This window comes from Brachybacterium sp. AOP43-C2-M15 (assembly GCF_052446295.1).
Lineage (GTDB): Bacteria > Actinomycetota > Actinomycetes > Actinomycetales > Dermabacteraceae > Brachybacterium.
Genome location: NZ_JBQSWB010000001.1, coordinates 248,597 through 263,292 on the forward strand (window position 1 = coordinate 248,597; position 14,696 = coordinate 263,292).

10 protein-coding genes are annotated in these 14,696 nt (G+C 73.0%); 9 read left to right on the forward strand and 1 reads right to left on the reverse strand.

All coding sequences use genetic code 11. The annotated features are described in order from the left end of the window. Positions 1-48: 48 nt before the first annotated feature. From ACT3SP_RS01095 to ACT3SP_RS01130, 8 genes are all read left to right on the forward strand, one after another. Positions 49-1,590, forward strand: coding sequence for an ABC transporter permease (locus ACT3SP_RS01095; protein ID WP_444585385.1), 1,542 nt, complete (start codon positions 49-51; stop codon positions 1,588-1,590). Then, the gene (locus ACT3SP_RS01100) at positions 1,590-2,855 is read left to right on the forward strand and encodes an ABC transporter permease (protein ID WP_444585386.1); all 1,266 of its coding nucleotides are present in this window, start codon (positions 1,590-1,592) and stop codon (positions 2,853-2,855) included. Before ACT3SP_RS01095 ends, ACT3SP_RS01100 begins: the two co-directional genes overlap by 1 nt. Beyond that, positions 2,852-4,645 carry an ABC transporter ATP-binding protein gene (locus ACT3SP_RS01105; RefSeq protein ID WP_444585387.1) on the forward strand — a complete coding sequence of 598 codons (1,794 nt, stop codon included), beginning with the start codon at positions 2,852-2,854 and terminating at the stop codon, positions 4,643-4,645. The genes ACT3SP_RS01100 and ACT3SP_RS01105 overlap by 4 nt, the downstream gene beginning before the upstream one ends. 96 nt (positions 4,646-4,741) lie before the next feature. Further along, a complete protein-coding gene (locus ACT3SP_RS01110; RefSeq protein ID WP_444585388.1) occupies positions 4,742-5,734 on the forward strand; it encodes an exodeoxyribonuclease III in 993 nt (330 codons plus the stop codon). Positions 5,735-5,944: 210 nt separating this feature from the next. After that, positions 5,945-7,591: an alkaline phosphatase D family protein gene (locus ACT3SP_RS01115; protein WP_444585389.1), complete on the forward strand. Its 1,647-nt coding sequence runs from the start codon at positions 5,945-5,947 to the stop codon at positions 7,589-7,591. Positions 7,592-7,795: 204 nt separating this feature from the next. After that, entirely contained in the window at positions 7,796-8,770 is a 975-nt protein-coding gene (locus tag ACT3SP_RS01120) for a hypothetical protein (protein WP_444585390.1), read from the forward strand. Further along, positions 8,761-9,600 carry an S-layer homology domain-containing protein gene (locus ACT3SP_RS01125; protein WP_444585391.1) on the forward strand — a complete coding sequence of 280 codons (840 nt, stop codon included), beginning with the start codon at positions 8,761-8,763 and terminating at the stop codon, positions 9,598-9,600. Before ACT3SP_RS01120 ends, ACT3SP_RS01125 begins: the two co-directional genes overlap by 10 nt. Before the next feature lie 64 nt (positions 9,601-9,664). Further along, entirely contained in the window at positions 9,665-13,213 is a 3,549-nt protein-coding gene (locus ACT3SP_RS01130; protein ID WP_444585392.1) for a S41 family peptidase, read from the forward strand. 103 nt (positions 13,214-13,316) lie between these two features. Here the strand turns inward: ACT3SP_RS01130 and ACT3SP_RS01135 are convergent, their stop codons facing one another. Next, positions 13,317-13,661: a hypothetical protein gene (locus ACT3SP_RS01135; RefSeq protein WP_444585393.1), complete on the reverse strand. Its 345-nt coding sequence runs from the start codon at positions 13,659-13,661 to the stop codon at positions 13,317-13,319. An 89-nt stretch (positions 13,662-13,750) separates the two neighbouring features. Between ACT3SP_RS01135 and ACT3SP_RS01140 the strand changes: the two genes are divergently transcribed. Beyond that, complete coding sequence (locus ACT3SP_RS01140) at positions 13,751-14,668, forward strand: LysR family transcriptional regulator (protein WP_444585394.1); 918 nt, start codon at positions 13,751-13,753, stop codon at positions 14,666-14,668. Positions 14,669-14,696 lie beyond the last annotated feature (28 nt).

The window sequence follows — 14,696 nt, forward strand, 5'->3', positions numbered from 1 at the left end:
GGCGAGGCGCCGCGGTCGTCCCCACGACCCCCCGATCGTGATGTGCCGATGATCAGATTCCTGCTCCGCAGAACCCTGTCGACCGCTCTCGTGCTGCTGGTCGTCACCTTCGTCCTGTACCTGCTGCTCGACCTGACCCTGGACTACTACTTCGACCTGCGGGCGAGCACCGCGCCGAACATCGAGCAGCTGTTCGCCAACCGTGACCGGCAGCTGGATCTCGACACCCCGGCGGTCGTCCGGTACCTCCAGTGGCTCCTCGGAGCCTCCGGCTGTCTGGTGGGATCCTGCGATCTGGGCTCGGCCTGGTACGTCGGCCAGGACGTCACCTCCCAGCTGCCGGGCGCGATCGCGAACACGATCAAGCTGGTCACGCTGGCGACGCTGGTGTCCATCGTGATCGGCGTCTTCGTCGGCATGGTCTCCGCGATCCGGCAGTACACGGGCTTCGACTACTTCATCACCTTCCTGAACTTCCTGCTCTACTCGCTGCCCGTGTTCTGGGTCGCGGTGCTGCTCAAGCAGTACGGGGCGATCGAGTTCAACAACTTCCTCGCCGATCCCGTCATCGGGTGGGGGACGATCATCGTGGTGTCCCTGATCTCCGGTGTGGTGTGGACGGCCGCGCTGGGAGGCCGGCTCCGGCGCCGCGCGATCTCCTTCGTCGGCGCCACCGTGGTCACCCTCGCGACCATCTGGGTCATCCTCGCCACCGGGTGGCTGAACGAGCCGTCGTTCGGGATCGTCGGCGTCGGCGTGCTCGGCCTCGTCGCCGCCCTGGTGACGACGTACCTCTCGACCGGGTTCGGGAACCGGCGGGCGCTGCTGACCGCGCTGGCGGTCGCGGTGATCGGCATCGCGCTCTACATGCCGCTGCTGAACCTCTTCTACTACGTGTCCATGACCTGGCTGTGGATGGCGCTGCTCTTCGTGGCCGCTGTCGCGATCGGCCTCGGCGTCGGCCTCCTGCTCCGCGGGCCCGACCCGTGGGTCTCGGCGCGGGGCGGAGCGATCACGGCCGGGCTCATGAGCCTGATCGTGTTCGTCGACCGGATGTTCCAGGAGTGGCCGCGCTACAACCAGCATCCGGCGATCAACAATCGACCCATCGCGACCATCGGCGCGAGCACCCCGAACCTCGAGGGCGGCTTCTGGATCACGAACCTCGACACGTTCACCCACCTGCTGCTCCCCTCGATCGCCCTCATCTGCATCTCGATCGCGTCCTACACCCGCTACACGCGCGGGTCGATGCTCGAGGTGCTGGGCCAGGACTACATCCGCACGGCCCGCGCGAAGGGCCTCCCGGAGCGCACGGTCGTCATGCGCCATGCGCTGCGCAACGCCCTGCTCCCGCTGGCCTCGGTGGTCCCCGTCGACATCATCACCATGATCGGAGGTGCCGTCATCACGGAGTCCATCTTCGGCTGGAACGGGATGGGCAAGCTCTTCATCGACTCCATGAACCGCAACGAGCTCGACCCGATCATGGCGTACATCGTCATCACGGGCCTGCTCGCCGTCATCGCCAACCTGGTGGCGGACTTCCTCTACGCGGTCCTCGACCCACGGATCCGGGTGAACGCCTGATGAGCACTCCACAGCCCGAGAAGGGGGACGTCGCCTTCAGCCCGTCCTCCGGCACCACCGACGACGTCGCCGAGAACGCGATCGAGCACAAGGAGACCGAGGGGCTCAGCCAGGGCGCGATCGTGCGCCGGAAGTTCTTCCGCCACAAGGGCGCCGTCGGCAGCCTCATCATGTTCGCCCTGATCGCGCTGCTCGCCTTCAGCGCCCAGGGCGTCGGGCCGATCCCCGGCTGGTGGATCCACGACCACACCAGCTCCGCCCCGATCGAGAACCCGGCCGGCGCGCCGACCTGGTCCCTCTCGGACCCGCTGAACCCCGGCAGCCGCCCCTTCGGCCAGGACGAGATCGGCCGGGACAACTTCGCCCGGGTCATGAAGGGCATCCAGATCTCGATCATGGTGATGGCCATCATCGGCCTGGTCTCGCTGGTGATCGGCACGATCGTCGGCGCCCTGGCCGGCTTCTACCGCGGCCCGCTGGACCGTCTGCTGATGCGCGTCACCGACGGCTTCATCATCCTGCCCACGATCGTCATCGGATCGATCCTGGGCAAGCTCGTCAGCGGCCCGAACTTCTCCCTGTTCGGCATCCCGCAGGGGCTCTACATGGCACCGATGCTCGCGATCGCCCTGGGCTGCATCCTGTGGACATCGCTCGCCCGCCTGGTGCGAGGGGAGTTCATGGCGCTGCGTGAACGGGAGTTCGTCGACTCCGCCCGGGTCTCCGGAGCGGGGGACGTGCGCATCATGGTCAAGCACATGCTCCCGAACTCGATGGGCGTCATCATCGTCGCCACGACCCTGCTGATGAGCCAGGCGATCGTGCTCGAGGCCGCGCTGAGCTTCCTCGGCTTCGGGATCCGCCCGCCGCAGATCTCGCTGGGCCAGCTGATCAACGAGTACCAGTCGGCCTTCGCGAACCGCCCCTGGCTGTTCTGGTGGGCGGGCCTGTTCATCATCCTCATCGCGCTGTGCGTGAACTTCGTCGGCGACGGCCTGCGCGACGCCTTCGACCCCCGCACCAAGTCCATCCCCTCGCAGCGGAAGATGGATCGTGCGGACCGTCGTGCCGGCCGCCTCGGCGAGGACGGCGGCTCGGGCACGAGCACCGCGCCGCGCGGGGGAGCGTCCGCGACGGCGGGGTCGACCCTCGACGACGGGGCCGACGGCACGGCGACCGCGGACGGAGCGCCCGAGGGCACGGGATCCGCCGACGCAGGATCCGGCGCCGTGGATGATGACGACGAAGGAGATGAGCGCCGATGACCGCACAGCACCGGGACGGGTCCGCCCCCGCCGACGCCCCCGCGCCCATTCTCTCGGTCCGCGACCTCGGGGTGCGGTTCTGGGTGAACGACGAGTGGTTCACCGCCGCCCGCGGGCTCACCTACGACCTGCACCCCGGCGAGGTGCTCGCGATCGTCGGGGAGTCGGGTTCCGGCAAGTCGCAGTCCTCCATGTCGCTGCTGGGCCTGGTCCCGCGCAACGGCCGGGCCTCGGGCTCGGCGACCCTCAACGGGCGCGAGCTGATCGGGATGAGCCAGGAGCGCCTGCAGCAGGTGCGGGGCAAGGACATCTCGGTGATCTTCCAGGAGCCCATGACGGCGCTGAATCCCGTGTACACGGCGGGCTTCCAGATCACCGAGACGCTGCGCGCCCACACCGTGATGGGTCCGCGGGAGGCCAAGCAGGAGGCCCTGCGCCTCATGCGCCTGGTCGAGATCCCCGATCCCGAGGAGCGCTACGACTCCTTCCCCCACCAGCTCTCCGGCGGGCAGCGCCAGCGCATCATGATCGCCCAGGCCCTGGCCTGCGAACCGAAGCTGCTCATCGCCGACGAGCCCACCACCGCCCTCGACGTGACCGTGCAGGCGGAGATCCTCAAGCTCATGCGCGATCTGCGCCGGAAGGTGGACGCCGGCATCATCCTCATCACGCACGACATGGGCGTGGTGGCGGACATGGCCGACCGCATCCTCGTCATGAAGCAGGGCGAGGTGGTCGAGGAGGGCACGGCCGCCGAGATCTTCACGAGCCCCCAGCACCCCTACACCCAGCGGCTGCTGGACTCGGTGCCGCACCTGGGAGCAGGATCGCAGGAGGTGGCCTTCGGCTCCGACGCCGAGGCGGCCGACGAGGCCCAGTCCGCCCCGGTCATCCCGATCACCTCCGACGAGACCTTCGTCCACCCCGGCAGCGAGCCCTCCGAGGGGGCCGCGGCGCTCCAGCTCGCGGGGACCTGCATCGAGTACCCGGGCACGGGGAGGAAGAAGGCGTTCCGCGCCGCCCACTCGATCGACCTCACGATCGGCCCCGGTGAGGTCGTGGGGCTCGTCGGCGAGTCCGGCTCGGGCAAGACCACGATCGGGCGGGCCGCCGTCGGGCTCGTCCCCGTCGTCGAGGGCTCCCTCACGGTCGACGGCTTCGAGGTCGCGGGGACGACGAACAAGCAGCTGCGCCAGATGCGCAGCACGGTCGGCTTCGTGTTCCAGGACCCCGGGTCCTCGCTGAACCCGCGCCTGCCGATCGGCGAATCGATCGGGGAGCCGATCCTGCTCCACCAGGACCTGGACGCCGCCGAGCGGGGCCGTCGCGTCGAGCAGCTGCTCGACGCGGTCGAGCTCCCCCGCTCCATGCGCAACCGCTACCCGCACGAGCTCTCCGGCGGGCAGCGCCAGCGCGTCGGCATCGCCCGGGCCCTCGCCCTGCGGCCCAAGCTCCTGGTCGCGGACGAGCCCACCTCGGCCCTGGACGTCTCCGTGCAGGCCACGGTGCTCACGCTGTTCCGGAACCTGCAGGAGGAGTACGGCTTCGCGTGCCTCTTCATCAGCCACGACCTGGCGGTCGTGGAGATGGTCGCGAGTCGGATCGCGGTGATGCGCCGCGGGCACCTGCTCGAGGTCGGCCCGTCCGCCGCCGTCGTCGGGGATCCCCAGCACCCCTACACGCAGCGCCTGCTGGCCGCGGTGCCGGTGCCGGACCCCGTCGAGCAGCGTCGGCGCCGCGAGGCGCGCGACGCGATGATCGCCTCGACCGCGGAGGACCTCGCCGGCTGAGGGCCCCGTCCGATGAGGGCCCCGCCGGCTGAGGACCCCGGGGCCGGTGCGCCCGTCGACGCGCCCACCGCGCCGGAGGACACGTAGCCTCGCACCATGCTCCGCATCGCCACCGCCAACGTCAACGGGATCCGGGCGACGCATCGGCGCGGTTTCGGCGACTGGCTGGCCGGGCGCGGATGCGACGTGGTCGCGCTGCAGGAGGTGCGGGCGCAGGTCGACAGGATCCCCGCCGGGTCCTTCGGCGCCTATCACGTGGCCCTCGACACCGGCTCCCTCCCGGGCCGCAACGGCGTCGCCGTGCTCACGCGGGAGGCACCCGTGGCGGTGCGGACCTGGAGCGGGGAGGCGCACGTGGGCGGGCCGACCGTCGGGTCCACGGCAGCGGACGGGCCCGCGGCCGCAGTCGGTCCCCGAGCTGCCGACGGGTCGACGGGAGGGGACGCCGCCCTCCGGCCCGTCCCGGCCCCGGACCGCGTCCCGCTCGCCCGCGGGCTCGGGCGCTTCGCCGCGGAGGGCCGCTACCTCGAGGTCGACCTCGCGGACGCGCCGCTCACCATCGCCTGCCTCTACCTCCCCAAGGGCGGCCTGCCCGCCGCGCTGCAGCGTCCCGAGCGGATGCGGGAGGCGCCCGACGGGGGTGCGCGCTACGCCCGCAAGATGGCGTTCATGGCCGCCTTCGCCCGACATCTCACCCGCACCCGGCGTGCCGCCGCGGCCGCCGGTCGCGAGTTCCTGCTGATGGGCGACCTGAACATCGCCCACACCCGCCAGGACCTGGCCGCGTGGCGACGGAACCAGCACAACGACGGGTTCCTCCCGGAGGAGCGCGAGTGGCTGGGGCAGCAGCTGACCCCGCGCACCCTGGTCGACGTCGTGCGCAGCCTGCACCCCGATCAGGACGGCCCGTACTCGTGGTGGTCCTGGCTCGGGCAGTCCTTCGCGAAGGACTCCGGCTGGCGCCTGGACTACCACCTCGCGACCCCGCGCCTGGCCCGGAGCGCCCTGCGTGCCGAGGTCGACCGGGACGTCCGCGGCGTGCGGCTCTCCGACCACTCCCCGGTGGTCGTCGACTACGACATGCCCTGACCTCCCTCGACGGCGACCACCGCCCCGCCGCGGCACGGGCGCGTCACCACGATGAACCCCGGCCGCCGCGCCGATGGCCGGTCGACGAGCGGTCGGTGACAGGTCGATGACCGCTCGATGACGACCTCTGCGAGTCGTCGCGAACCCCGCGACGCCGACGCTCCGCCGTGATACTTATGAAAAGAATTCTCTTCTCAGAAAAGGATCATGATGGATCTTTCCGCCGGCCTCCTCCCCGTCGACCCCGTCCTGCCCACCCGCTTCGTCGCCCCGGACCGCCGCGCGAACCTCGCCCGGCAGCGCCGGATGAGCCGCCGCATCTTCACCGGCGCCTCGCTCACCACGCTCGCCGCCGCCGGTGTGCTCGGCGTGCAGCCGGCACGGGCGGACGGCGGCTGGCAGCAGCAGGACCCCTTCACCCTCGGGATCGCCTCGGGCGACCCGACCAGCAGCTCCGTCGTGCTGTGGACCCGCCTGGCGGTGGACCCTCACGTCCTCGACGGCCGCGGCGGCATGCCGAACGCTCCCGTGGAGGTGCGCTGGGAGCTCGCGAGCGACTCGACGTTCCGCAGCATCGTGCGCCGGGGGACGGAGACCGCCCGCCCCGAGGAGGCGCACAGCCTGCACGTCGAGCTCGAGGACCTCCCCGCGGACTCCGAGTTCTTCTACCGCTTCCGCGCCGGGCGGCACGTCTCCCCCGTGGGTCGCACCCTGACCACCCCGGCCGACGGCAGCACCCGGACCCTGCGGATGGTGCACCTGTCCTGCTCCCACTGGGAGGGCGGCTGGTTCACGGCGTACCGCCGGGCCGCCGAGGAGAACCCGGATCTCGTGTTCGCCCTCGGCGACTACATCTACGAGGGCGGGCCCGGCACCGACGTGGTCCGCACCCACCCGCACAAGCTGTGCACCACGCTCGAGGACTATCGGCTGCGCTACGCGACCTACAAGACCGATCCCGATCTGCAGCAGCTCCATGCGGCGGCGCCGTGGATCGTCACCTGGGACGACCACGAGATCCAGGACAACTGGGCCGGGGAGTACCCGAAGGACGGCGTGCCCACCGACGCCTGGGCGGCCCGCAGGGCCGCCGCCACGCAGGCCTACTACGAGAACATGCCGCTGCGGCGCTCGAGCGCGCCGGTCGGCTCCTCGATGCAGCTGTTCCGCCGCCTGCACTGGGGGGACCTGGCCACCTTCCACGTCCTCGACACCCGCCAGTACCGCGACCTGCAGGCCTGCCATGACGGCGGCTCGACCTGGTGGTTCACCGACTGCGAGGAGCAGACGGATCCCGAGCGCACGATGCTCGGGTGGGACCAGCGGCAGTGGCTGATCGACGGGATGACGGAGTCCTCCGCGCCCTGGCAGCTGCTCGCCCAGAGCGTCTTCTTCGCCAAGCGGGACAACGCCGCCGGCCCCGAGACCACCCTCGGATCCGACGGATGGGACGGCTACCGGGCCGAGCGCGACGAGATCGTGAGCACCTGGAGCGAGCGCGGCATCGCCAACCCCGTGGTGCTCACCGGGGACGTGCACGTCCACTTCGCGAACGAGCTCAAGGCCGACTTCTGGGAGCCGGACTCCCCCACCGTGGGCGTCGAGCTGGTGACCACCGCGATCACCTCGGGAGGGGACGGCAGCGAGGTGGTCAACGGTGAGGAGGAGGTGCTCGCCGAGAACCCCCACATCAAGTACATCCGCGGGCGGCGCGGCTACGTCCTCTCCGAGTACTCGACCGAGGAGCTGCGCGTGGAGTTCAAGACCATCCCCGAGGTCACCCGTCCCGATGCGGAGGTGAGCGTGGACCGCACCTATGTGGTGCCGGTCGGGGAGCCCGCGCTGCACGAGGTCTGAGATCTGCGCGAGGTCCGGGATCTGCGCGAGGTGGGAGGACCGCGGGCGCACGGATCCGCGAGGACGCGGATCGAACCGAGGGCGTCCGGCGGACCGGCGAGGATCACCGTCGCCACCCTGGCCCTGCCCCCGAGGTTCCCATAGAGTAGGAGGCCGTGGGCGCCGACCGGTGCGCTCGATCAGCACCGCTCCACGGAGGACCCGATGCCCGCGCCGCAGACCGCCGCCGCCCCGGCTGCGCCTGCCGTGCCCGCTCCCGCCGCACCAGTGCCCGCCGCGCCGTCGGCCGCGACCACCGGCACCCCCTCCGCCCGCCGCCTGCTGCGTCCCGAGTCCGCCGCGCGCCCCCTGACCCTGTGGGGCTCCTCCTCGATGAGCTCGGAGGGCGGGGCCGAGGCCACCGCGCTGCCGATCCGCATCCACGAGCACCTCGCGCTCTCGGCGGCCCCCGCCCCGGTGCACGCCTTCGGCGTGGGTGCCACGAGATCGCCGCACACCCTGCTCATGCGCGGCCTGGACACGCCCGCCCTCGAGGTGCTGGGCGACCCGGATCCCGCCACCGGCGAGGTCCGGGTGGCCCTGGACCCCGGTCTCGACCCCGCCGGTCCGCTGCGGGTGCCAGGCCGCGTGGACGGCACCGCCGGCATGCTCGACGGCAGCTCGGGCAGCTGGCTGTTCACACCGGCGGCTCCTGCCGCCAGGATCGACGGCGGCACCTTCGCCTCCTCCCTGGCCGAGATCGCGGAGGGCTCGCGCCAGGTGCTGTGGGCGGGCAAGAACAACATCCTCGACGTCCCCGGGGTGCTCGAGGACACCCGCCGCCTGTACGAGGCGGTCCCCGAGGGCGACTCGCTGGTGCTGGGCCACTGGTGCACCGAGAGGGATGCCCGGGGCTCGACGACCGGCGAGGCGGTGGCCGAGGTCAACGCCGAGCTCGCCGCGCGGCACGGCGAGCACTTCCTGGACCTGCAGCGGCTGCTGACCGACGAGGAGGGCCTGAGCAGCTCGCCGCTCGCACCGCTGCAGCTCCTGGAGCAGGGCACCACGCTGGAGGCGCTCGGCCGCGCGGTGGTCCCGCCGCTGCTGGTCGCCGCCGACGGCATCCACCTCAACGGCTGGGGGAACCTCGTGGCGAGCTGGGCGATCGTGCGCAGGATGCGAGAGCTGCAGTGGCTCTGAGACGCCCCGCCGCCCCGCACCTGCGCCCCGGCCGCCCCGGAGCGCCGACCGCCGCCGCGCACGCCTCTGCACCGTCCCCGGCACCCGCCTCCGCACCCGCATCGACACCCGCATCGGCACCCGCCTCCCGCGCCGCGGGGCCCGCACGCGTCCTGCGCGCCCCGAGCCGCCGCACCCTGCTGCTGGCGGGGGCTGCGGCCGCCGCGGCGGGCGGCACCCTCTCGGCCGGCGTGCTCCTGACCCGCGCTCTCGGGCCCACCACCAGCCCGTTCACCGACGTGGCCGACGGCGCCGCGGGGCTCGAGGAGATGATCTGGGCCGAGGAGACCGGGGTGCTGCCCGCGGCGGGCGGCACCTTCTCCCCGGGCGCGTCCGTGACCCGCGGGGAGGTCGCCGCCGCGCTGCACCGCTTCGCCGGCACTCCCGAGGTGCCGCTCGAGGGCATGCCCGTGCTGATCGTCGACCTCGACGAGGCCCCTGAGCAGGTCTCGGCCCTGCTCTGGCTGCACGGCCGCGGAGCGCTGTGGGGCGATGCCGAGCTCAAGGTGCACCCCGCACGGCGGGCCACGCGCGACTGCGCGGCCGGCATGCTCGCCGCCCTGCTGCGCCCGGCGCTGGCCGCGGTGGGCGCGACCTGGGACCCGGCGGCGGGGACCACGGACGACTCCCCGGCCGGGATCGCGCTCCCGCAGGACGCGGCCTGGCTCGCGGCGGCGGGCATGGCGCCGGGAGCCGACGCCGGATGGCAGGGTGAGGCGGACGTGACCCGCGCCGAGCTCGCGGCCGCCCTGCACCGGGCGGACGCCGTCATCGCCGACGCGCTGGGCTGAGATCCGGGCCGGGCGGCGCGATTTCCCTCGTCCGCCGTCCGTGCTCCGGCATAGGGTGGAGACCATGCCGACGACGCCCGCCCATGCCGCGTACCTCCGCCACCCCGATGTCCGGGGCGAGCTCCTGACCTTCACCGCCGCGAACGACGTCTGGCTGGCCCCGCTGGCCGGCGGTCGCGCCTGGCGGCTGACCGACGAGGGCGCCCCGGTCGCGTACCCGCGCTTCTCCCCCGACGGGGAGCACATCGCCTACACCTCTCGCACCTCGGGCGGCCCCGAGGTCTGGGTGATCGACGCCGAGGGCGCCACCGCCCCGCGACGGCTGACCTCCTGGGGCCGGCCGAGCACGAAGGTCGTCGGCTGGCTGCCCGACGGCCGCATCGTCGCCTCCACCAGCTACGCCGCCCCGATCGCCCGGGACGCGCAGCTCTGGGCGATCACCCTCGACGGTGAGGCCGAGCTGCTGCCGCTGGGCCGCAGCGGCGAGGTCGCGATCCACCCCTCCGGCACCACCGTGGTCTCCACCCCGTGGCGCCGCGACCAGGCCTCCTGGAAGCACTACCAGGGCGGCACCGCGGTGAAGCTGTGGATCTCCCACGAGGACGTCCCGCTCGAGGCCCCGACCGAGGCGCACGCCGGCCGGTCCTGGGAGCCGCTGCTGGACGAGATCCTCGCCTCGAAGCTGCGGATCGCCTGGTACGGGGACCGGCTGCTGTTCGCCGCGGACACCCCCGGCCCCGGCGCGGCCCTGACCGACCGCGCCGCCGCGAACCTCTGGTCCGTCGCGATCGACGGCTCCGACCTGCGCTCCCACACCTCCTTCAGCTCCGAGCAGGGCTACCTGCGCGAGCCCGCGACCGACGGCACGAGCATCGTGTTCAGCTCTCGCGGACGGCTCTTCGCGATGGACTCCCTGGACGCCGAGCCGCGCGAGGTCGAGATCCTGGCCGCCGGCGTCGGCGCCTCGCGGCTGCCCCGCCCGGCCTCGCCGAGCAGGAACCTGCTGGCCATGCGCCCGCTCCACGACGCTCGCGCGAGCGTCGTCGAATGGCGCGGCAGCGCCCATGCGCTCACCCACCGCGGCGGGCCCTCGCGCCTGCTGGCCGGGACGTGCGGACTGCGCCTGCGCGAGGTGCGGCCGCTGGGCCGCTCCGACTTCGCGCTGTTCGTCTCCGATGCGGAGGCGCAGACCGACAGGGAGAGCGGCGGGATCGGCTCCGACGTGCTCGCCCTCGCGCGGCTGGACGGCGGCGGGGAGGAGATCCGGCTCGATCTCGGCGAGGTGGGACGGATCCTGCACGCGATCCCCTCCCCGGACGGCTCCAAGCTCGCGATCTCCACCCACGACAACGTGGTGCGCCTGGTGACCCTGCGCGGCCTCGAGGACCCGGCGCGCTCCAGCACCTCCGCCCCGCGCCGGAAGCAGGCGGCGGCCGCGGCCTGGGAGCAGGATGCCGAGCACGCGGTGCCCGCGCCGCGGCTCGACCACGTGCGCGAGATCGGCCGCAGCGGCGGCGGCGAGGTGCGCGACCTGGCCTGGTCGCCCGACGGCCGCTGGCTGGTCTGGGCCGAGCCGAACTCCTGGCAGCTCAGCCGCCTGATGATCTCGGACACCGAGGACCCGGAGCCGACGGGTCGCGCCCTCACCTCCGGGAAGTACCAGGACTCCGCCCCGGCCTTCAGCGCCGACGGCAGGCACCTGGCCCTGCTGAGCCTGCGCACCTTCGAGACCGCGTACGACGACATGGTCTTCGATCTGGGATTCGTCAACGCCGAGCGGCCCTTCCTGCTGCCGCTCGAGCGCACCACCCCCGATCCCTTCGGCCCGCACCCCGACGGCTGGGGCCCGGCCGAGCCGGACAGGACCTCCGCGCCCGACGCACCGGGCACGGAGGGCGGCGGCGCCGGCGACCCCGGCAGCTCCGCTCCCGGCGGCGCGGCAGCGGCCTCGGCGAGCACGGAGGCCGCGTCCGAGGCGTCCTCGCACCCGGCCACCTCCCACAGCGCGGCCGGCGCCGACGAGGCGCAGCGTCCGCCCGCGACCCGCGTCGACCTCGAGGCGGTCGAATCGCGCCTGGTGCCCTTCCCGGTGGTCTCGGGCTACTACTCCCATCTCACCGTCGTCAGCGGCGGCTTCGTCTGGCTGCGCCATCCGCAGCAGGGGGTGCTGGGCAGCTCCCGCGCCGGCGTGGAAGGAGAGGCGCCGGCGCCGACGCTCGAGCACTGGAGCCTCGCGGACCGCAAGCTCACCGTGCTCGCCGAGGGCGTGACCGACCTCGCCGTCTCCGGGAACGGCGAGACGCTCGTGATCACCCAGGGCGAGAACCGGGTGCAGGTGCCCGCCGCCCGGAAGGTCGAGGACGAGGACCCGGCGCGCGTCGTCATCGACACCTCCCGCCTGCGCCTGACCGTGGACCCGGTCGAGGAGCGCCGCGGCATGCTCTGGGACAACTACCGGATCATGGCCCAGCAGTACTGGCGCGCGGACATGGACGGCATGGACTGGCACGCCATGACCTCCTGGTACGACCCGGTGATCGAGCGCGTGGTCACCGAGGACGACTTCCAGGACCTCATGTGGGAGGTCCAGGGCGAGCTCGGCACCTCGCACGCCTACGTGCAGGGCGGGGTGTACAAGGCCGATCCGCCGATGCTCCCGGCCTACCTGGGTGCGGACTTCGCCGTCGAGGACGGGCGCTGGGTGATCACCCGGATCCTGCCCGGCGACTCCTCGGACCCCGACGCCCGCTCCCCCCTGCTCGCTCCCGGCGTGGGCGCCGAGGTGGGCGATGCGGTGGTCCGCGTGGACGGCCGTCCCGTGCTCCGCGAGGGCGTGGAGGCCGCACTGGTGGGTGCGGCGGGCAAGCCCACCGAGCTGGTGCTGCTGCGCGACGGCGCCGAGCACCGGGTCGCGGTCACGCCGCTGGCCGATGACTCCGCGCTGCGCTACCAGGCGTGGGTCGAGTCCCGACGGGCGCTGGTCGACGAGCTCTCCGGCGGGCGCCTGGGCTACCTCCACATCCCGGACATGGTCTCCTCCGGCTGGGCGCAGATGCACCGCGACCTGCGCGAGGCCACCACCAAGGAGGGTCTGGTCGTGGACGTGCGCTACAACAGCGGCGGGCACACCTCGCAGCTGGTCACCGATCGCCTGGCCCGGCGGGTGCTGTCCTGGGACTACCCGCGCCACGAGCGGCCGGGCACCTACCCCTCCTTCGCGCCGCGCGGCGCGGTGGTGCTGGTGACCAACCAGGAGGCGGGCTCCGACGGCGACATCGTGAACGCCGTCGCCAAGGCCATGCCGATCGGGCCCGTGATCGGGACCCGCACCTGGGGCGGCGTGATCGGCATCGACGGCCGCTACGACCTGGTCGACGGCACCGGCGTCACCCAGCCCAAGTACGCCAGCTGGTTCGAGGGCGTGGGCTGGTCGATCGAGAACTACGGCGTCGAGCCCGACATCGAGGTGCCGCTGCCGCCGAACGCCTGGGTGAGCGGGCAGGACCCGCAGCTCGAGCGCGGCGTCACCGAGGCGCTCGCGCTGCTCGAGGACACGCCCGCTGCGGTCGCTCCGCCGCTGCCGGCACCCCGCTTCGGCCGCCAGGAGGGCTGATCCGCACGGTGCGGGCGGGTGGCGCAGCCGGGTGACGAGACCGGGTGGCGCAGCCGGGCATCACCGACGGGGTGGCGCGGGCCGGGAGGCCCTCGCCGCCCCGTCAGCGCAGGGCGTGGGCGGCGATCCCGGGGTAGCGGACGGCCAGGTCCTCGCTCGGCGCCGCACCCCGGAACGAGGGAGCGTCTGCCCAGATCGACCCGTCGGCCCAGGACGACCCGGTGCGTCGCTCCGCGGTGCGCGCGATCGGACGGAGGTCGTCGGGCTGGAGGTCGCGGGCGATGGTCTCGTTGCCCAGGGCGATGCGGTCCAGCGGGGTGAGGAGGCCGTGGGAGCGGGGGCGCGGCGCGATGATCCGGGCGGCGAGCAGCCGGGTGAGCGCCCCGAGGGCGACGGTCACGGAGGCGATGAGGAGGATGAGGGCGATGCCGATCAGTACGGAGAGCATGCCTCGATCCTGCGCGCGCCATCCCGTAAGGACAAGCGATGATTCGCACCCCTCTGTTCAGCTCGACTGAATGGACGTAGGGTCGTCCCATGCTCGATCCCGTGAAGCTCCGCGTCCTGAGATCCGTCGTCGAGACGGGCAGCCTCCGCGCGAGTGCCGAGGCGCTCGGCTACACCCCGTCGGCCGTCAGCCAGCACCTGTCGGCGCTGCGCAGGGACACCGGCGTGGCCCTGGTCGAGCGCACCGGCCGCGGCATCACGGTCACCGCCGCCGGCTGCCTCATCGCCAAGCACGCCGGAGCCGCGCTCGACGCGCTGGACGATCTCGAGCGGCTCTCCCGGGAGCTCGCCGAGGGCCGCACCGGCTCCCTGACCTTCGGCTACATGACCTCCGTCGCCGCGACCTGGGTCCCCGTGATCGCCCGGGACGTGCGCCGAGCCTTCCCCGACCTGTCCTTGGACCTGCTGCATCGCGACTGCTCGGTGCAGGAGACCGGCAGCCGCGCCGACATCGTCCTCACCGACGACGTCACCCCCTCCTTCGGCCCGGACTGGGTCGAGACGGACCTGCTCGAGGAGGTGTACTCCGCGCTCGTGGGCGCGGAGCACCCCCTGGCGGACCGGGAGGACGTCGCCCTGCAGGAGCTCGCCGACCTGCCCTGGGCCACCGACGACCCTCTGGACTCGTGGTGGTTCGACCGCATCGCCGCCGCCTGCCGGGCGGCCGGCTTCTCGCCGCCCGTCGAGGCCAATCCCTCGGACTTCGCCGCGGTCACCGGCTTCGTCGCGACCGGCGACTACGTGAGCGTCCAGCCCTCGCTGATCACGGCGGACGTGCGCTCCGACCTCGTGGCGGTCCCGCTGCGTCCACCGGCCCCCACGCGCCGCGTCCAGATGCGCGTGCGCCGCTCCACGACCGCCAACCCGGCGGCGCGCTTCATCATGGACAGGGTCCGTGCGATCGCCGTGGAGACCGCCGAGCGGATCCCGGGCGTCGTCGCGCTGTGATCGGCGGCATCGCCCCTCACCGGGACTT

Bases quoted from the DNA above. Each gene is read 5' to 3' on its own strand.
- ACT3SP_RS01095 (WP_444585385.1), top strand. From the start codon at position 49: ATGATCAGATTCCTGCTCCGCAGAACCCTGTCGACCGCTCTCGTGCTG.
- ACT3SP_RS01100 (WP_444585386.1), top strand. From the start codon at position 1,590: ATGAGCACTCCACAGCCCGAGAAGGGGGACGTCGCCTTCAGCCCGTCC.
- ACT3SP_RS01105 (WP_444585387.1), top strand. From the start codon at position 2,852: ATGACCGCACAGCACCGGGACGGGTCCGCCCCCGCCGACGCCCCCGCG.
- ACT3SP_RS01110 (WP_444585388.1), top strand. From the start codon at position 4,742: ATGCTCCGCATCGCCACCGCCAACGTCAACGGGATCCGGGCGACGCAT.
- ACT3SP_RS01115 (WP_444585389.1), top strand. From the start codon at position 5,945: ATGGATCTTTCCGCCGGCCTCCTCCCCGTCGACCCCGTCCTGCCCACC.
- ACT3SP_RS01120 (WP_444585390.1), top strand. From the start codon at position 7,796: ATGCCCGCGCCGCAGACCGCCGCCGCCCCGGCTGCGCCTGCCGTGCCC.
- ACT3SP_RS01130 (WP_444585392.1), top strand. From the start codon at position 9,665: ATGCCGACGACGCCCGCCCATGCCGCGTACCTCCGCCACCCCGATGTC.
- ACT3SP_RS01135 (WP_444585393.1), bottom strand. From the start codon at position 13,661: ATGCTCTCCGTACTGATCGGCATCGCCCTCATCCTCCTCATCGCCTCC.
- ACT3SP_RS01140 (WP_444585394.1), top strand. From the start codon at position 13,751: ATGCTCGATCCCGTGAAGCTCCGCGTCCTGAGATCCGTCGTCGAGACG.